This is a genomic window from Chitinophaga caeni, from assembly GCF_002557795.1.
Taxonomy (GTDB): domain Bacteria; phylum Bacteroidota; class Bacteroidia; order Chitinophagales; family Chitinophagaceae; genus Chitinophaga; species Chitinophaga caeni.
Genome location: NZ_CP023777.1, coordinates 3302980 through 3323615, shown reverse-complemented (window position 1 = coordinate 3323615; position 20636 = coordinate 3302980). Strand labels below are relative to the sequence as shown.

Here is a 20636-nt window from a genome sequence, read left to right as displayed (position 1 = left end):
AAAGCTTTAATCTTGTTAATTTAAGCAATACCCGCTACACTTTCTAAATTTTAACCCCTGTAATACGCAGATCCTCCAAAAATAAAAAAGAATCTGTGCTACCCGATCCCTAAAAATCTGTGAACATGGATTGCAAGGCTGCCGAATCTTTCAAGGGCCGCATTGCAATGTCTAAATCAAACCACATCACCCTTGGCTGCCCCGGATCATAAGGTTCCCATTCAAGCATTCCTTCCGCGTTCGGACTACCTGTCTTGGCAAAATTCACCCAGTAAGCCGACATCTTACGCGATAATTCAAAATCTTGTTCGGTCCATGGCCGGTTGACAAATTTCAAATTACCGAGTACAAACGGTACCTCTGCTGTATGGAAAGCGCCGTAGTTCGTCGTTTCATCCGCATAAGGCAACTGCCTGGCAAAACGGTACAAGTAAACCTTAGTTCCTTGCTTAGCCGCCACATTGGCCCATCTAAAATTCTGCATGCCGAAGTGTCGATCCCTTGAAAAAGCAACCTGTGAACGCAGGGCAATGCTATCATTACCTGCCGGGTAATATGACAACATCTTCATAGCATTTTCTCCATATAACTGTTGTAACTGCTGCTTAAATTCTGCCGCGCTCTTAAAAGGTGGAAATACCAAGGCATCTTCCTGGTTCCAACCCGTAATTAGGTCGACCGGGTTCTGCCCACGGTTTTCGAATATCCTGTAAATCTGCTTGGGCAGAAAATGTCCATCTACAATAGGGCCGATCCCACCCGATGCCAGCAAGGCACTGGCCGGTGCTTTCCTGAGCGAGTCAATATCCGGAATGCCTAGCGCTGCCATCTTCTGAACGCCTAATTCTTCCGCTTCGCCCAAACCGGGGTAACCACCGGTAAAATGAGCCCCGCTTTCCGCGATAGCGTGATGAAATAGTCCTTTTGCCAAGGGCGAGGCTACCAAGCAATTTACACTCATGGAGCCGGCAGATTGACCAGCTATCGTTACATTAGCTGGATCACCGCCAAATTGCGCGATGTTATCCCTAACCCATTTCAATGCGGCCACCTGGTCCAACAAGCCATAGTTGCCTGATACATGCGATGCCGATTCTTTACTTAATTCCGGGTGCGCGAAGAAACCGAATAAACCTACGCGGTAATTAATACTTACAAAAACAAGGCCCTGGTCGGCCATGGCTTTACCATCATAAATCGGCACCGCGCTCCCCCCGCTTTGAAAACCGCCGCCATAGATCCATACAAACACCGGGCGTTTCTCGATTTTATTTTCGGCTGCCGTCCAGACATTCAGGTATAAACAGTCTTCGCTGATTGGTTGGGAAGGAATTAGATATTCTTCAGACCATACGTTAAATGGTTGCGGCGCTCTTTGCATGGGGCTAGGACCAAATGCCGTACAAGATTTCACCCCATCCCAGGGCCTGACGGGTTGCGGAGCTTTCCAACGTAAACTATCCACCGGGGGAGCGGCAAATGGAATGCCTTTGAAGATATGAACATTGCTGTCAGTAATACCGCTGATATATCCACCGGTAACTTTCAACTTACCCCAATCCGTTATAGAAATGCTGCAAGAATGAAAAATCGCAATGCAAATAATTAGGCTAATTGTTGATAATAAATAACGCATGATCATGTATTGGAGATAAAGGATAGATCTAATTTACTAAAATCGTGCGTTTATTTTTTCTAAAATAAAAGGGGGAAGTTCAAGGATAAAGAATTATCCCGGCTTCCCCCGTATCCTGTAATAACGGTTCTCTATTTAATCAATTCAAATGGTACGCTTCCCACTATAAATAGTTTCTGTATGGGTACCCCACCGTATTGGTTTGGGTTTTTAAGCTGCGCCGGCGAACTGAACCATGTTACGTCTGCCAAACGGTTCGGCGCCATTCTTTGCGCTGTTTTTATAAAATCGAAACCTGTACCCATCGTTCCTACAATTGGGATAATATTGGCGCCATCCGGTGGATCAGTTTTTCCTTTATAATACTTGAAGGTTATAGAGGAATTATAACTAGGCGGCCAACGCACCTGTACCGTAGGCGCATAGTTTGGAGTTGCGATCGGTGTCCTCGGGAAAATAATTGTATTCTCTGCGTCGGGACCAGGTACATAAAACTCGATCTCCCCATCCGTCGGTAGGTTTTGGCATTGCACCCCGACGTTTAACAAACCTCCATATTCTGCACCCATGATGGACGCATAATTTTCGATCGTAGGTTGTGTAGCATCTACTTCGGTGGTATTTTTCCAACCTATATTCGGATGTGTCAGGATAAAATTTGCCATATCATTAACAGTCCCGATACTGTACAAATCCGGTGGTACTAGTTGATCAGCTCCATCTTTAACCCAGGCGGCCAAGCAATAGTGATTATTATCCCTGGGCGGGATCCAGCTAAAAGGGCTTATCGTTGCAGCAAGCCCCTGGGGATCTGCTATAACCTGGGCCGCATTGATAGGAATACCCGGTTCATTAATGTGGGTAATCGTATCCATCTTCCAATTCTGTGGCCATAGCACAATACTTGTATCAACATAATATAAATAGATGGTTGCTGTCAGTGGATTATCCGTCGTATTTAGCCCCCTTACATACACGAAGTTGGATTGCAACGGAGTTTGATCATTCATGGAAGGTGATCCTTTATCGTATTGTTCCCGGTTGACCAAGACCTGGGGATCCGGTAAAGGCGTTGGGCCGCTTACACATATATCGGGCGATTGGGTCCAACTGGTACCCTTGGCGCCATCTGGCGTTTCTCCAACATAATCCCTTATAAAAAGTCCTTCATATGCCATAATTAAATCGGTTTATTTTATGAATTGATTTGTTTTAATTGCGCGATATTGCCACTATTCATACCCGTGAAGTAAATAGCGCTCGCATCCGGCACCATGGCGATTCCCATCGGGTAACGGATATTGGATTCATATGAAAGCGTTTGCACTATCCTTAGGTTCGTGGCGTTGATGATCCTGACGCCTGTCATGTCTGCATCGGTGGCAAATAAGCGGCTTCCATCCGGTGATATGGCAAGCCTTTGCAGGTTGAGAATTTGGCCGTAAGAAACAGGGTACGTATAGTTCCTTACTTCCATCGTTTCAATATCTAAAATTGTGAAGCCGGTTTTCAGGTTAATCTGTGTCAGGATATACAAAGTATTGTTGCTGGGGGAACAAATCATCGATTTGGCAATGGAACTGATCGTGATATCTTTATTTAACAATTCGAATGTCCCCCCTGCATCCCTTTTAACTGTATATAGATTGCCGCTAAATACATCAAGTACAAAAGCATGGTTCCCGCTGGGTGAATTTGCTAATAATACGAGGTTTGATTTCACCGTTGAATTAAATAACTCTTGATCAAAAATTACTTTGTATACATTCGACCCTATATCGCAAGAATATATGAGCATGGAGTAATTCCCTTTCGAATCCTTTGTTACTACATACATATTCTGACCGCTTGCCGAAATAGATATTGCATTTGGATAACGCTTTTCCCCGCTCGTAGCATCAGGGATGGGTATTTTCAATTCAGAGGTAAAATCGCTTGTACTGAGAACATCAATACTATTATTGCTTTTCGACACCATGAACATTTTAGTCACCGGTAACGCCTGGGAAAATACCGCATCGATCACCTCCGTATCTTTCATGGCAAGTGTAACGGTTCCCGTTAATGTATTGTAGATATATAGTCCCGGAACATCGGAATCATTCCCCATACTTATTAAGGCGCTATGCCAGGTAACGGCATACTTATTATCATTACTCACGATCACACCGGTCGGAGATTTTCCCACATCTGTAGGATTACCCTTCAATTGATAATTTACCAGGTTGATGATTGTAAATTTCTGTTCGGAATTACTGGCAACAAAAACCATCGTATCATCCATGGAAAGCGAAATTCCATCAGGATGCGCTACTACAGGGATACCTTGTTCTAAAATCTTACAATTACCTACACCTGCGCCACAGCCGATCAGGCTTACCGAATTTGTGCTATCATTTGTTATGAAAGCGTATGCCCTGTCATAAGTTACATCAATACTTACAGGCGTTCCACCCAAATCCAACTCTTGCCTATCTGAATACCCCCTGTCATCATGATTTATGGCAAGTAGCTTCCCGTTATTTTTACAAACTACCAGCAACGTATTTCCCAGCGGATCGGCTACCACGATATCTAAAGGATAGCCGCTGATATCCGAGATGGTATTCGTAATACTGAAATCATCATCGAAGGAATTATATGCGATCACGCTGACGGAGTCACTCCCGGCATTACAAACATAGATCATGGCCCCGCTTGGATCAGTTGCTATCCCGGCGGCATTCAAACCAATGGGTAAGTCACTTTTCACAGCGTAAGTACTGGGATCGAGCTGTTCAACAACCAGTAAATGCCCTTGTTGATCGCCGGTATCATTAGCGCTTACGTAAACATATTTATTTTGTTGCGATAGCGCCAAACTGGCCGGTTTAAAATCTAATTGAACCGTATTTAAAATATTGAAAGTATATATGGACGTCCCGGTATCGAAACTGATACCGATTACTACTAATGAATTATTTTCTAGTATTGTAAATAAATACGTGCCATCTTCCGAAAAGATTAAATCTATCGGCGCCGCACCTAACTGTATAGCCGGCGCATAAGAATCATAAGTCAATGAATTAATTATTTGGATGCTTTTACTTGCCGGATCCATCGCTGCAAGGAACTGCGCCGTTGGTGACGCTACGATTTTGCGGGGAACATAATTCAAGTTTGCATCCTTATGCTGCTGATCAAATGCTTCAATCAATACATTCCTCCTTAATTGAAACATATTGCTGTCGTTCTTTGGCACGATAGACCACATACCGGCTTGAGAAACGTCTTTGTAGAGGGTACCGGTTCTATCAACTACCTCCTTGGTATTTTCGCTGACATTAACAAGATAAACGGTTTCATTGGTATCTACATCCCAATAAAATTTCACCATATGGGGAAAATCCTTCTTATAAATATTGGTAGGTGTAGCGTTGAAAGAGTTGATCTCCGGCAACACGTTTGCCGATACCGTTTTCATCACGGTATTCGTTGCACCGCCGGGGCCATTAGCTACCAGGGTAATATCCAGGCTGGTTTCAAGGTCGAGATCGATACTATCCATATTCGTAACATCCTTGTAAAAAGGCATTAAGGTTAGTAGCACATAATGCTGTACTTTCCAACTAACGGTAACTTGCGCCTTACCGTTTTTAACCGTGGAAGGATTGGGCGTTACCGTGAGTTCATTGATGTCAACATGGGGAATTTTATTAAGTACGAGATAATAAGAACCGTCATTATAACCCGGCACATGGCTGTATTGTACAAACATCAGGGTGGGTCCGGGTTCAAAAGTGGTGACAATTTTTTGCACTTCAAATTGCACGACCGATTTTACCCCTTCACCTATAATGGGCGCTCCTGCCTTCGGCACTAAGTTCCAACTTGGGTTTTGCGCGTCGGGATCTTGGGACACCGCCCAATCTTCGGCATTTTGCCCTTGCCTTACCTCGATATTCAATGCTGTATCCGGGGTAGTTAAAGCGCCGTAACCGGGCCAAGCATCGGCATAAACAAAAGAAACCGTGAATACCGTATCGGGGCCGGCAAGTACATTTGCAGCCTTATTCCCGGGTTTGAACAAGAATGAGACCTGGTTGCTGACCGGTTCATAGCCATCGATAGAATTGAAAATATTACCGCTGCCGTTGAGGTCGCAAACGATAGCATCAGGCAAATTTTTCTTATTGCTTGGCGCTTCTTGCAACAAGACTTTAAAGAATGAAACCTGCGGTAATTTTCCAGTTGCGACGGGGTCTACCCTGAATGCCGTTACATTCAGGCTTGCACTCGGTGAAGAAGGCGGGTTTTCCATTACCAGGTTATTAATGGTAATAGAGAATTGATCTCCCACGCCACTGCCCAAGGATAATGATCTTGTAGGGGTCATACCAACAGTGAAAGTATCCGGGTATAATTTGAATGTCCAATCGGTAGCTGCCACTTCCAAGTTATTAAACTCGGTTGCACTTAATTGTAAAGCTTTCAAATCGAGGTATAACAAGGAGCCACTACTATCCGGGGCATCGATCTTAGGCACTAATGTTCCGGGAACAAACGTTGCCACACCCAAATTTAAGGTGATCAGCAGGCTCAATTTGTTTACGGTAGGATCATCCGTTATATAAATAGTATTCGGGGCTCCCGGGTTATTAATCGCATACGAAAGTTGTGGGCTGGAAATTTGCGAATCTTTCATAATCGTTATTTATACATGATATAATTGGTTTATCAACTAGTGAGTGTTATAAGGGAAGCATCCGTACCATCGTTCACACCTTGGATATTGATAAAATCAACATACACCTGGATCTGTATTTCACCTTCATTTGCTGCAACGTAAACCCTTGCTAAGTTGAAGCTGACAAAAGCGCCCTTATCCAGTATTAATCCTTCTTTCAGGGTGGCTACCCAATAATTGCCGAACCTTTGATCTGTCACCGCTTTAAAATCCCATCCGTCTGCACTGGGTTGTATGCCTGCAACCCTATCTTCCGGCACTAATGTTCCGAAATGGATAAAGAAAGCAGCACCGTTATTCGGCACACCTTCGGGTAATAGTTGCCCCGGGATGAATTTGAGCTGATTTGATTTTTCATTTTTCATGGTCAATACGAAAGTATTCTCTTGGCCAGGCACGGCCGTGGGCTGCCCGGCGGAATTGAGCAATGAAAATGATAAGATCTGCGGGGTTAATTTTAACCAGCCTTCCCGGATCGTTTGCGGCGTATACGCGGCGATGGCCTCGTTGGTATTAAATTTCAAGCCGGCAACGGTAGTCCATAATGGTTGATTGCCCAAGCTATCTTCTTCAACCCAACTCCATTGGTAACCCTCTTCTTTAGCCAAGGGAATATTCATACCGGTAACGCCCCTTAAAACGGGGGAAGCCAAGAAGGTCATTTCCAAGGTGCTGATTACATCTACATATTGATTGGCGGGAATCTCCAATTTGCATATCGGCTGAATCCCCGATGTAGCATAAATTGCAGCCCTGGGATCAACTAGCATCAATATTTTCATGGAACCCTTGGAAATATCTTCATAAGAATCGCTCATTAAAGCAGGACTAGGTGTGATCAGTATGTTCTTAGGGCCGGGCTTTTGCACCCCGTTTTCAGAAACCGCGGCTTCACAATAAAAATTACCGAAATCATAACCGCTTGTTCCTTCTTTAAAGTAACCGATCAACCCGTCGTTAATATTCTCCAGGTCTCCCAGTATCACTGGAAATTGTACGCCCGTATAATTGTTATTATTAGGATCAATCGTATTCCAAGCTTGGTTAACCTGGGATCCGCCCGCTATTTCCAAGCGTAATAGCGCTTGGGTTACAGCTACGGGTCGCCCTATCAATACAGCCAGGTCATTATTTTGAGAAAAGTTAGAAGGATTTACAAAATTATGCATATCATCTATCGCCTTCCAAAAACTGGAAAAGAACCCCGGCCCGTTTTCCATTAATGCATTTGCCAAGTCCGATAACACCGGGTCTTCATATTGAAAAACTTCCTGTACGCTTTTGCCGATGGTCTGATTATTTCCCGGCGCCGACAACCACAACACTTTCGAATGGTTACCGTCCAGGTAAATACTTCCCAGGGCTTTCCCCAGTTCATCATAAAAAAATAAGCTTTCATCGAGGTGGTTTGGCACGATCCATCCACAAACGGGCGTGGTAGCAGGCTGCACGTTCATCTCTTGAAAACCGCTGCTATCCGCGTTGGAGATCCACCTGAAGTTTAGCCTTGCAGGTTGACTCAGCCTAGGCGGTACGAAAATGACATCCTTAATCTGCTGACTATTAAAATAGCTGACCATCGAGCTGGCATTAACCTGTTGCTGTATTTTCAGCGACCTTTTCCTGCCGTAAACATCCACCACAAAAAAAGCAACATCCATGTACCCTGCCCTCAGCGGGTTAAAATGCCCGTTAGGACGTGGTGAAATATTGTATGCTTCGCCAACGATTTTGCTGACGCTTTCCGTAATGAAATAATAGGGATTACTTTCCGGAACCTTAATATTGAGTTGCAGCTCGTCTTCCTTCATCAACAAACCCGCGTTCAAACCACTCAATGGGAAGGATAAATATTTCCCGGTAGCCAGATCATCCAATATTTCTTGCAAGGTATTATCCGGATGTACGGCCAGATATCCCGCCAGCTGCTTTCCAAAGGCCAATGCCGCGCTGGAAGAAAGTATGGCGCTACCTGTATAGATCTCCTGCCCGAAACGGATGACCTGTTCTGGATCCGTCGCTCCTTTATAAGTGATAAATCCACCTTCATCCTGGTTGACCGTATAATTGTTTGTAAAGAAATTAGGATTGTATTCCTTAATCTCCCCATCCTGCCTGGTAGGTTGTAATGGCGAAAACCGGGCTTCCCACCCGGTGAGTATAGGATTCCAAGGATTTTCATCCCACCATTGCACCGCCTTTAAGATGGGGGGAAAGCCGGTAAATGTATACACTGTTTGATCGCGTCTTTGTAAAGCGAGCTTTAAATTTTCTTCCAGCAGGGCAACATCCAACCCGGTAATTTTACCCGCGATCGACGTATTTAGCAAACAGGCTTCCTGTAAAAGTTGATCCGATAATGCGGCATAGGGTAAATGATTCGGCTGGGGCAATAATATGGAATTAAAATCGCTAGCTGGTATGCCTGTTCCTTCAATTGCCAGGGCAGTTAATACTTGGTTGGTAACCCTGCATAATAACCAGCCCTCCGACTCCGAATTAATTTCAAGTTCTTCGAAACGCAAGGTTCCTTCAAAACTGGGGGCGGTCAATAAAATCACCGGCTCATTGGGCTGCCAATATTTATTAACAGCCGTGATCTTGAGTTCTAATACCGGAACAATGTCCCTTTCCGTATTTAAAGCCGCGATTTGATCATTTACCACTTCCAACTGATCCGTTAAATTCGTTTGCAGTCGTTGTAAAGTATCTTCGAGTTGATTTGTATACAAGTTGATTTGTTCCTGCAACAGTAGGTATAAATCATTTTTTTCATCATCGCCTTCCGCTTTCATCAAGCGGTACCAGTTTGCAAACAATTGGGATTTATATTGATCGATATAAGTAGTGAAATAATCTACTTGTTGCTGGTAAATATTCAATTGATTTAAGGCAATGCCCAACTGTAACGGCAAATCTGTTACGGGGCTTTCTGCTGATGGATCATTGATATTATCATCATCAGGTTTTCGAACCACCATGTAAATATTTCCGGCGTCCGTAGGATTGAACTGTTTCCCGTGTAGCACTTGTTGTAATAATGCTAATTGCCCGGCTGCCGGTTCTCTAAAAATGGGTAAGATACCGGTTTGGAATGCATTCAGCAGGTCTTCAAAAAAATCGATACCGGGGTGTATCCGCTCTTTAAAATACGCGGAAAAGGTTTCCGGCGGGTTATTCCCTATCGTTGCAGTAACCTCGATATCATTATTGCCGGCATCCACGATATAACTACGGTTCTCATCCCACTGGACGGATTGTGTTAGTCCATAATAAGTTGAATAGCCCGGTACCTCTTGACTGTCTTCAAATGTCCAGCCCAGGATATCTTGCAATTGCTCATTTGTTAATCCACCGTGTAAAGGATCATCTTCACTCACGCTATACCAGCCTAGCACTTGGTACATAATCTGAACAGGTCCTTTATAGCTTTCCAATGCATCATAAAAACCGAATACATTCCTACAATTAGGGTAAAATGCCGCGAAAGTAGAATCTCCATTAGCTACCGCCGAAAGCGGCTGCCCGGTTAAGTTTTTGAAGACCTCCGAGTTATTGGGCTCCGTCCATTCAGAACTAAAAACAACAGGTTTCCCGACGTATTGATAGTCCGTATCCGAGGGAGTTAGTTGCCGCACGGGTAAGGTAATTAACACGTCATCTTGTTGACTGCCGGGAACGGTTAAGGCATCGCTTTCGATGACCCATGTAGTTCTGCTGGGTTGACCATCCGTGATAATCATCCGGCTAATTAGCCAGCGGTTAGGCGTTGCCACAAAGCTGCTTGTATTTGTGCCGGGATCGAAATTCCCTTGCGAGAGGGAGGAAGGCAAAGCCCAATGTATATGAATACCTTTTTTTAGCTGATGCAAGGGAGCTTCCACTAATGTGCGCACGACATTGGAGCCGAGGAATGCATCGTAGATTCCCATTTGATTGATATATGATGTAGTGGCCCCGGCAAACTTGCTGGTACCATCGGGATCTTGTTGATCCTTGATCCCTACGCATAAAGCGGTAACATTTACGGGGACGATCAACCCGAAATTACTATCAGCCATTTTTTAACTTTTGTCGTTTACAAAATCAACTTTCACTGCTCCCTTCACCATCTCCAGTGCAAATTGCGAGGAATTAAAATCCTCTATACCTTCATTCAAAGGCGGGGCATTTAATACCGTTTTCATATTCTCCGCCGCGATTCCCATTTGCAAAGTAGCGGTTCCGTTGCGCGTGGGTATGTCGGCTCTAGCTCCTTCAATCCCCTTTCCCGGTGTACCTTCACCCTGTACTACCCGCAAACCGGTATAATAATCCGGGGCTTCACCGTCGACGCCAGAATGCAAAGATTCAGGTGGCTCGCGCAGGGAAACCCGCTGTATGTCACCGTTGAAAATGCAGATGATGACCTCGTCAGAAAGTCTATCCATTCTAAGTTTGCATATCTCGTTCCCAGCATCTTTATCGCTATAACCTACTATTTCCAACCCCGGCCAGCCAGCCAGCAGGGCGGAACGCAATAAACACCCGGTAATTATCCCGTCAACATTGTTGCAATCGCTTACCCTCGCTTTTCGCAACCTGAAACCGGCCGCCTTTCCACGCGCATGCATTTTCAATCTTTCCAGGTGTGGCGCTTCGATAGTCATAGATGCAGTTGTAGCTCTTCCAATGCTAAATGCACCGTCCATCAATGCATCGATCCAACAATTATCGATATAAAAAAAGCGGAGCGATTCCGGTGGCAACATGCGTTCATCCGGTACGAGGTAATTAAACGGTACACCGCACAGAAGGCTGAGCCTGCCCATCCATTCAACAATATTTTCCGGGATATCCAAAGTGGATTCCATCTTCGTTATCCGGCGGGAAAAAATATGTTCAAAAGCATTGATGCCCTTGTATTTATTAGCGATGATGGATTGTTCTGCCTCCAACACCTGGTACGCGTATAAACTCTTCTTCCAATTATATAATTCGGAAGAGAAACTCTTATTTTGCAAGGCTAACAATTGTCCCAATTGCCAAGCTGCGCCGTAAGAAACATCGAACATCCCCGTTTCAGGGTTGTAACCCGTTACGGCATCCGGGCAGGAAACCGGGAAGCCTAATTTGTTCACGATATTGAAAGACGTTAAGGGACCGCGGTACCAGGAAACAGAATGCCCACCGAAGCGCATCGAGTGACCATGAGGTGTATAACCCATCATAACAGCATTCTTAGCTAGAATTGTTGCGTCGGTGGTACTGAGACTACCTGATTTCTGCTTGGTCAAGGCGAGTTGTACCGCTTCATTACTGGGACTTTCGCCGTGGAACGGAACTTGTAAAACCGTCAACTCCTGCTTACCGTCCGCTGTTTTATTCAAACCTTCCAGTAAATCGGTAAAGGATTGATCTTGATGATTGGCGGTGTAACTCCAATTCATATAACTTAATAACCGGACTGTATTTTTACCTGCCGGGATATTATTCGTTCCATCATTTCCAGGTAAGTATTCACCGAAATCTTCCAATGAAACCAAGTATGCATAACTCGGTTGATCGACTTGCGGCAAACGGTTCCCGATAACGAGGGCGAAGTCTTCTAATAAATTAGCCAGCGCATCTGTTTTATCGAGCGTCTCCATTTGCCTGATGTGCGCCAGGTAAGGTAGATCTTGCGCTGATGGCGCCACTTGGTTGAATAAATCCAGCGGGATATCGATGACGTTGCAACTTTCATCCGGCGTTTCCCCGTAACTTAACTGCTGCAAACCGGGATAAGAAAAAATATTGTTCGCCATCGTACCGGTACCGGTAACGCTGGATCCGGCTACCGTGATAGTTGTACCGGCAGGAACAAGATCTTTTGCTTGCAACTTATTGATCTTAGGTTGAGATCCTTCATCGAATAACAATATAGCCAACCAGGGCGCCTTATCATTATTTTTAATACTGAACCGTTCCCAGGGTAAGTTCTTCTTGTTGAATAAAACATGTGGTACCGCCTTATCAAAAGAACCGTTGGCCAAATTCTGTGGAAATACCGAATCGATATCGTTCACATCGATAGAAAATCTTTCCGATGTAACGGCAAACTTCCGGGAGCTTGAGAAAGTGCCGGGATCTTGATTTGTCTCCTGCGTAACTTTCACGGTGTATTCTGCCGACTTCAGCGCCGGCATTTCGTACTCGATGAAAGTCATCTCCCTTTCAGCATCTTGCAAAGTTATTTTCATACGGTAGTTTTTTCTTCCCCCAGTAAACGCAACAAGGGTGCAGCTAATAGATAATATGTAGAAGGATCGGCTAATGTTACAACATCAACATTCGAATAAATATCAAACCCCAGGTCGGGAATTGCAGCGATTAACATGGAACGATTTTGTTGCGCCGCGGTATCCATGATGGTTCCGGGCACGGTTTCACCTTGAAAATCATCGTCCCCGGGTATGTATGTATTGACCCAGGAAAAATGTTGCTGCGGCGGGTTAACATTATATTGCAAATATTGCATCAAGACTGTTAAAGCCGTGGCTGGTGTTTCTATGAAGGGTTTCAAACTAAAACCTGTCAACACGTTGGTAAGCGTCGTATCATTTAACGGATCTCCTACATCGGGGTTGCCGGATCTATTGAAACTGATTTTCTGCCAGAGCCCCTTAGGAATATTTTTAAATACCGGTTCGGCGTGGAAAGTGTAAGCATCCCCGCTGCTTGAAGTGATTTGAACGATATGCTTCGATTGGAAATCAGCGGAAGCCAAGCCCACGGGTCGTACACCGAAATCTGTATTTGCCGAAGCGGCCTTCGCAAGATTTCTATGCACGATTTGGATTTGCGGCGACAAGCTATTTTTAATATCATAATCTTTAGAAGGTATGATCGATTCCGTTATAATTTCGAGTTGCGAGCTATTCACTACCCAGTTTAATTCACCTTCAACATCACTTAATTGTTGCAGTAATCCATTCGTTACTTTTATTTTACAGATATCCGGGTTTGCATTACCGGTTAGAGTCCTGTTACTGCCAGCCTTCTGGGGCAACATTTCCCCAATAAATTCATCCCAAGAAATAGATTTTTGAATATTTGTATCGCCCGCACCGAAGGAAATTGTGAAGGATATGATCGCTACTTTAATTTTTGCCTTACCGCTAAACTCGGGTCCCCAAACATGCAAACCCACCCCTACATGTATCGTGATGGTTTTCTTCGTAAATAATAAGTTGATCGTGAATGAAGCGCCGATATCCGTGTTAGCAACAATATCATAATGGAAGGGTTTCCACATAATCAGGAAGTCGGCTTGCAATATGAACCATGCCCTGATACCGCCACTGCTCCATACAGCCTCTAGCAGTCCCCCTGCCATCACGGCATTGGAGGTAAGTGCAAAGTATAAACTACCGCTGATTAACAAGTTGCCGTCTACCTTCCAATTAGCGCCCAACCTCGGTACCTTCGGGTAATTTCGCGGTACATCATAATTGGGATTATAACCACCGAGTGAAATCACGAAATCCCCTTCATGATCACCGCTAAACCAAAAATAAAATGCAAATCCACCCGTGAGATGGCAGGACCGGGATAACACGTACGAGTTTTCAGTAAGTTGTCCTTCGATAGATATTAACCCCGTTCCATCCACGTACGATGCTTTGATCGCCAGTTCCGCGAAAGCAACCGGCGGAATACCGGTGCTGCCACCCGAACCAGGCGGGATCACGATCCTAGATAAACCCAGCAGGTCAATTTCGAACCTCGTTCCGAATATCACGGTAACCAATACGAAGGAGTTGACCATCTCGAAAGAAGTAAAACAAATACCGGCCGCTAACCACGAGCTTCCAACTTCCGGTGCAACGATTCCCTTATTTTCGATATCGGCCAAAACACTATTGACCTGCGCTGCTAAATCCTTTGTAGGATCAGGCACCGGCGCACCGCTACCCGGCATGGCCCAAACAACGAACGGAAATGTAGACACCCCTTCTATCCCGGGAATCAGTAACTTCCTGTTAAATCCGAATCCCGCGGATAAACCCGTAATAAAGAAAAACGGCGGCCCGCCAATCGGGAAGTTTAATACGGCATACAAGAACATCGAAGGCTTCCCTTCCAACTCTGTATATCCGCCGATGCCCCCAATTGCCAGGGCAGATGTTTTAATCAGGATATCCCCGTATAAATTTACCGGGCTAAATGAGCCCATCAAGCCACCGCTGATTAATATAGGCCCGTTATTATAGGTTATGGAGATACCGCTTATCGTGAATGATATTTCGAAGGTGGTAACCGGTGAAGAAATTCCGAAGCCGTTCAGGGCAAGACTCAAGCCGCTAGCCGTTGCGGTGACGTTCACCATTACGTAAATCCGGGAGTCTTTATAACCCAAACCAATCTTATCGAAATAAAGCGGTCCGAAATTCTTCTGTATGTTGAACCACTTGGTTTTGACTTCTTCTCCACTGTCAAGCGTTACGAGGGCTTGGTCATTATTTGAACCGCCCAGTACCAGGTTAACCGGGTATAAGGTTCCGCCGATATTAACCGTCATTGAAAAGGATACGGTTCCGTCCATGCCTTCAGCAGGTAGCGCCGGGATATTCTTCTCATCCGGCAATAACGCCTTGATCTGTTGATTCAATAGCACAGCCAGCGCCGCAGATGTTGCCGTAGAAACGAAGTTTACATCGATAGCCGTAATTTCAAGTTTCCCGGCATCGATAAAAGTCAATTTATCGATGATCGGTAAGTTCGCCAAGTTGATGACCAGGTCTGAAGCGAGGCCGAAGAAGTACACCCATTGCTGATCCGCAGGATTCCGCATCGCGATAAACACCGCCTTACCGTAATTAGCAGATTGAATGGATAAAGCCAGGCTGGAATTTGTAAAATCATAAATGATGGTCGCCGCCGACAGGGCCAAGTCTAACCCTTCCGGGATGCTGGGAGCATTGAAACCGAAAGCATTCAGTAAATCTGCAAATTGCAAATATTCCGATGCATCCTTGGCTTTCCAAGCAGCGGTTAGTTTCGTGTTATCCGTACCGGTTTCAAAATCGATTTTAAATTCCGAAGCGCCGCCATCGATATGCTGAATCGTAATAATACCCGACAGTACATTTTTGTATTTACCGGCATCCTCATGTTGTAAACTGAATCCTACCTGGATGGCCAATTCGGTGGATGTAAATTTTATCTTGGCAGTTGCTCCGAATGAGAAGTCCTTGGTGGCCGAGTTAAAAGCCACCGATAAATCTTGTAAACTGGTAGTGCGTATCCAAGCCGGGGGTTGATCTACGCCGAATTTTTGCACGACGTATGCAATAACATCGCCAATCACGATAGGATCTCCCGGCTTTGTTTTGCCGGAGAATTGCCAACCGCTATCCGTAGTACTATTAATCGATGCTGATAAAAACACCCCTACACTTGCAATGTTCAAGGTGGTAGACACATTGCCTTGAATCGGGTTCTCGGCATCATCCGGGTTCCTGGAGAATACCAGGTCGAATGCATCTACTGAAATAGATTCCGTTATTTTCCAAACATCCGTTGAGCGGGCTTCGAACTGAAAAGATTGCTTTGAAGGAACAACCGTTATCAACAAGGTAGAAAACTTGAAATCAGGAATGCTCGCGGGTACGGTAACTTTTCCTTCAAATAATTGTAAAGCGATGGCGGTAAGACTCAAGGTCTTACCCGGAGGCAAACCGGCGGTAACCATCCAATCAGGGTTATCTTCCGTTTTATCGATAGAGCACATCAATAAATTCCCCGTACCGACTTCGAACAAACCATTGAGCGTCCCGTAAATATTTCTTGTCAGCGGATTGTTTACATCCCTGGTATCAAATGCTATGTAAATTTTTGCTATCGAAAAATAACCTTCGATAATAGGCCAACTACTACCCGTATTTACACCGAAAGCGAGGCGGGTCAATACATTCTTCGTTGCATCAAATTCTATCGCGAGCGTATTGACAATAATTTCCGGAATTTCACTGAGCCCCGAAGGTAAAGAGTTCAAAAAAACCTGTCCCCCGGCTAAACCCAACAAATCGGAAAAGCTTGGCAAGGTAACGGTAGTATCCGGCTGCAAACCGAAAGTCCAGGTAGTGGTACTCCCCATGATGGCGCCGAGATAAACGGGAACGTTTACACCTCCCAATACGAAGGTACCCAGGACCGATGCCGAAGTAAGCCAGTTGGACTTCTCGGTAAATTTAAAGAGCGATAAATTGATTTGAAGTCCCGGTAGCAATACCACGGCATCCTCCACGATTGCCCAACCGTTGGTCACACCGATCCCGATAGAGAAAAAATTGATGGTATGTAACTCCACGTTATACCGGGTAGATAAATTATTCAGGCTGAGACCCGCGAGGATATTCACCAATTGGGCGGGTAAAAAATCATCCACGGATTGTCCTGCCAACAACGCTACCAGTTGATCAATCGTGATGGCTTTATTATCATTACCGGTTAAATTGATTTCCCAATCAGCCGCGCCGGAATTTTGCAGTAAAACAGGTAAAGTTACATCCCGGTAGCTGGAACTGCATATACTGAAATCAAATTTAAAATCAACTACGGTATTCTCTTCGTACAATATTTTAGTAAAGGAAAGATCGGCGGCCTGCATCCAGTTAATTACCGGCAAAATGGGATTATAAGTAGCGGGGAATACAGCATAAACTTTAGCCTTCACCTGTTCATCTTCCTCGTAAAAACTAATTTCTAAAGCAAGGTTTATATAACCAAACAAACCGCTCTTCCCGTTAAGGGTTATGGCGGTATTTCCCGTAGCATTCTTTACCGCGTCCTGCAACACCAGGGAATCCTGTAATAAAACGTCGTTAAAAAATGCGGTCATGAACGGCAGATCGAAATCTGAAGCAGCCAAGGTCAAACTACCACCAGGTTCGATTGGGATAGCTTCGATATCATTTATGATTTGTTCGATTAAACTAGCCATGGGAGTTTAATTATTTATCGGGATTACGAGGGTCGGGTTCTTGATAGCATCATCTAATCCGTCACTAATGGAATTGGACAAGGCCAATTTCCTTTGCAGGAATAAAAGTGGGGTCGTTAAAATATTTAACTGTTGTGCTTGTATGATAGCAAAGGGTGGAATATTAGCCAGGAAGGTGTTTCTGCCGATATTAACGTTTTGCTGTACTGTAGCGGGTGGCGGGTTATTATTATCTATTTGAATTGTTGCGGGGATTTGTACCTGGTTGCCATCCGAGTCCAATATATCCTGCATCCCCACCCTGTAATAATATATAGGTATATCTAGCGCCAGCAAATCTGTTAAGCATTGTGCTCCATTCAATACTAAAAAATTGGGGTTTGCCGGTGCTTGATAGTTGTTAAACTTATCCGTTAAGGCCGTTTGCAACAACGTCGCCATAGCGGTATTACCCGTTGCATTTTGAGGGGACAAATAATACGTCGCAATAAAATTATTTTTGAAATATGCCGTTGGGAAAGGAATATAACGCACAACTACATCTTGTATCCTATTAAACCAGGCATTAAAATCATTATTACCTTGCGCTTCTTTTAATATGAGCATACCTTGATCAAAACCAGATTGTAAGACGTTTTCATTTACAGGTATATTTCTCTTGTAATAAGCTACATTCGCCCATTCCCAGAGCCTATTCTCGCAAAACTCCGGTACAGCCGTATAATCAAGACCCAGGTTTCTTCCCGTATTAGTCGGATCATTCACTTCCCAAACCATCTTCTGGGCTTCGAGGCAAATTCCATTAATCCCCCCTATTGCATCACCGAGTGCATTTGAAATAAGAACCGTATTTTCAATGATATCCGTTGGCTTGGTAAGGGATATTTCCATATCAATAAAGTAGGGCAAATAATTCTTAACCCTCAAGTTTTCTAAATGCAAATCTTGTATTGAAAAGGTACACGCGATAGCAGTCATCGCTCCCACCGTCCTATAGAAATCGTTGATAATCTGATTCTTGTCTAAGCTTTTAAAGATCAGGTAGTCGCTCTGGGCATAAGGGTAATAACCGAAAAACTGTATCCAGGCGCCATTTAGATCATGGTTCAAATATTCAATGTAACCGTAAGCGTTTCTAACAGGTAAGGGTGGACCTCCGCCATGTATAGATTGGTATACCATTGGCAGAATACCGTAAGTAGTTACCGGTAAACCATCAAAAGCGGGATTTGCAGCTTTATAAATACGTAGGCGTTCGTTATATATTTCGAATAGACTACGGTTCATAAAATTGTCATGGATAGCATTTACAACACCAGATTTTCCTGCTATCAAACAATCGAGTTCAATATCGCTTGGTTTATACACGAGTTTATAATCAGCATAAAAAATGGCCTGTTGCCCCTCATCATCAAGCCCTTCATAAGAACCTAGGTAGGTTAATATTAAAACTTGCTTACCTCCCTTATGAAAATCGGAACCGGATGATTTAATTTTTTTTAATGACCTGACGATTATTGCGCGGTTATAAATCTGTTCATAGAAAGTGGCTATAGAAGGACGATCATTGAAAACCCTAGTGCAAGCTTCCCTGATATTATTCCGGAAATGTTGATCAACCAATTGAAGCGCGGTAGTAGAAACAGTATAAGTATTTCTAAAAGCAGCCAAATTAGCAGCATAGTTATTTCCCAGGATGACATTATTAAAAAATTGTGCATAATCCCAATTATTGCCTGCATTCACAAATAATGCCTGCTCAACAGCCGCCCCGATGTAAAGGTCAAAAACCTCGGCCATCTCGTTGAGTAAATTTGTTGACCGTACAGCCGATCTTACAAAATTGTAATTATTCGCGGGAATATTCATTCCCGCCGCGCTGGAAAAATACTGCTGGGCAGCTTGCAAGTAATCGAGGTACAACGAGGCCCTGTAAGTATCGGGCGGGGTTACGCCCAAGCGCTTCAATTCAGCAACGAGTTCATTATAATTCATAACAAAACGGGGTCAAGCCCATTGGGCTGTTTTGGTAATCATTAATAAATAAAATCACGGCATGCCGCTTAATGACTATTTACGCGTAAATAGCAAGGAAAGTAATCGCATCAAACAATCGATTCAGAACATTTAAACAAACAATTCTCCTCCGCTCGTATTCCTGAACGTCTGAAATTATGGTTAACGTAATTTTTAATTTTGAACCGGGGTATTACAGAATAAAAATATAACTGCGATCTGTTTTCGAGTTATAAACAGTACTTGCTAAAGATATTCTTTCACGCTGCAATTCCTGTGCAGCGAGGCAACAAATACAGTTAACAATCTATTATCAAAATAAGAGCAATAAATTTATAATAACAAAGTTTTTTTTAAAGTATATATATTTTATATAATTCAAGATATAATAATCAATATCCTATCAATTATTGTTATTCATAATTGCTATAAATTCTTAATCTTTCTGTACACTTAATTATTATTTATCCAATGCGATTGTTGGTGTATCACCATAAAAAAGCTTAAACTCTTTTATAAAATGAGCTTGGTCATAATATCCCGCATCAAAAAAAAGTTTGTGCCTTTTTAGGCTGGCAACGGAAGGTTTTGCGCGGAGCAAATTTTGAAAACGGATAATTTTACTGAACAGTTTCGGTGATTCCCCTATATATTGATGAAACAAACGGCGCAATTGACGGTCGCTCAACCCGCAATACAAATCTTTTCCCAATTGCACGTTACCGTTTGTATCGATTATTTTTTTCAATGCATCCATTAAACGCATGTCGATTGTTGAAGGGCAATTTTCGATTAAAGTCGACCAGTACTGATCCAAAACTACTTTGTAGGTTCTAATGTTCTTCTTGCCGGCTAATAATGGTTTTAACTCCTTTGCTATACCGGGCAATACATCGCTCAATAGTTCGCACCTATCAGTTACCAGCGCAGCATCTAAACCGCAAATAAAAGGTAAGGCAACAGGCAGGAAACGGATACCGATATAATGAAATTCATTCCCGGTTTCAAAACTTGTGTAACGGCTCGAAAGCCCCATGATATAAGGAGCTTCTTCATTGCTGATATCAAAAAATATATCGATGCAACCATCTGCCACCACCCGGTAATAAAATGAGTCCGTCAATACCTGCCGCGTTCGTAATTCCCAATAACAATAAATATGGGATCTTAGGTTCATGGCGGGCTGCAATTCCGAATACGTGACTGCCGCCCCTGCTTTTACGCTTGGTTGCTGCGGTTGATAACATGAAGCGATACCGGGTAAAGTTGCCATTAAACCTAAACATTAAAAT

Annotated in this window: 8 protein-coding genes; all 8 read right to left on the bottom strand. The window is 43.8% G+C overall.

Features of this window, described 5'->3' with window-relative positions; all coding sequences use genetic code 11:
- Positions 1-109 precede the first annotated feature (109 nt).
- The 8 genes from COR50_RS13945 to COR50_RS13910 all read right to left on the bottom strand — a co-directional run bounded on the left by COR50_RS13945 (position 110) and on the right by COR50_RS13910 (position 20617).
- Positions 110-1636: a carboxylesterase/lipase family protein gene (locus COR50_RS13945; RefSeq protein WP_198405648.1), complete on the bottom strand. Its 1527-nt coding sequence runs from the start codon at positions 1634-1636 to the stop codon at positions 110-112.
- Positions 1637-1767: 131 nt separating this feature from the next.
- A complete protein-coding gene (locus tag COR50_RS13940) occupies positions 1768-2814 on the bottom strand; it encodes a hypothetical protein (RefSeq protein WP_098194553.1) in 1047 nt (348 codons plus the stop codon).
- 17 nt (positions 2815-2831) lie between these two features.
- The gene (locus tag COR50_RS13935) at positions 2832-6320 is read right to left on the bottom strand and encodes a YncE family protein (RefSeq protein ID WP_098194552.1); all 3489 of its coding nucleotides are present in this window, start codon (positions 6318-6320) and stop codon (positions 2832-2834) included.
- A gap of 32 nt (positions 6321-6352) precedes the next feature.
- On the bottom strand, positions 6353-10423 hold the full coding sequence (locus COR50_RS13930; protein WP_098194551.1) for a hypothetical protein: 4071 nt from the start codon (positions 10421-10423) through the stop codon (positions 6353-6355).
- Positions 10424-10426: 3 nt separating this feature from the next.
- Positions 10427-12583, bottom strand: coding sequence for a hypothetical protein (locus COR50_RS13925; protein ID WP_098194550.1), 2157 nt, complete (start codon positions 12581-12583; stop codon positions 10427-10429).
- Positions 12580-17328 carry a DUF6603 domain-containing protein gene (locus COR50_RS13920; protein WP_098194549.1) on the bottom strand — a complete coding sequence of 1583 codons (4749 nt, stop codon included), beginning with the start codon at positions 17326-17328 and terminating at the stop codon, positions 12580-12582. Before COR50_RS13920 ends, COR50_RS13925 begins: the two co-directional genes overlap by 4 nt.
- 6 nt (positions 17329-17334) lie before the next feature.
- Positions 17335-19323, bottom strand: a complete 1989-nt coding sequence (locus tag COR50_RS13915; RefSeq protein ID WP_098194548.1) for a DUF4135 domain-containing protein — start codon at positions 19321-19323, stop codon at positions 17335-17337.
- A 481-nt stretch (positions 19324-19804) separates the two neighbouring features.
- Positions 19805-20617 (bottom strand): AraC family transcriptional regulator, encoded by an 813-nt coding sequence (locus COR50_RS13910; RefSeq protein WP_098194547.1) that lies wholly within the window; start codon positions 20615-20617, stop codon positions 19805-19807.
- Positions 20618-20636: the final 19 nt, after the last annotated feature.

Excerpts from the sequence above, each read along its gene's own strand:
- COR50_RS13925 (WP_098194550.1), bottom strand. The coding sequence starts at position 12,583 with ATGAAAATAACTTTGCAAGATGCTGAAAGGGAGATGACTTTCATCGAG.
- COR50_RS13945 (WP_198405648.1), bottom strand. The coding sequence starts at position 1,636 with ATGCGTTATTTATTATCAACAATTAGCCTAATTATTTGCATTGCGATT.
- COR50_RS13915 (WP_098194548.1), bottom strand. The coding sequence starts at position 19,323 with ATGAATTATAATGAACTCGTTGCTGAATTGAAGCGCTTGGGCGTAACC.
- COR50_RS13910 (WP_098194547.1), bottom strand. The coding sequence starts at position 20,617 with ATGGCAACTTTACCCGGTATCGCTTCATGTTATCAACCGCAGCAACCA.
- COR50_RS13935 (WP_098194552.1), bottom strand. The coding sequence starts at position 6,320 with ATGAAAGATTCGCAAATTTCCAGCCCACAACTTTCGTATGCGATTAAT.
- COR50_RS13940 (WP_098194553.1), bottom strand. The coding sequence starts at position 2,814 with ATGGCATATGAAGGACTTTTTATAAGGGATTATGTTGGAGAAACGCCA.
- COR50_RS13930 (WP_098194551.1), bottom strand. The coding sequence starts at position 10,423 with ATGGCTGATAGTAATTTCGGGTTGATCGTCCCCGTAAATGTTACCGCT.
- COR50_RS13920 (WP_098194549.1), bottom strand. The coding sequence starts at position 17,328 with ATGGCTAGTTTAATCGAACAAATCATAAATGATATCGAAGCTATCCCA.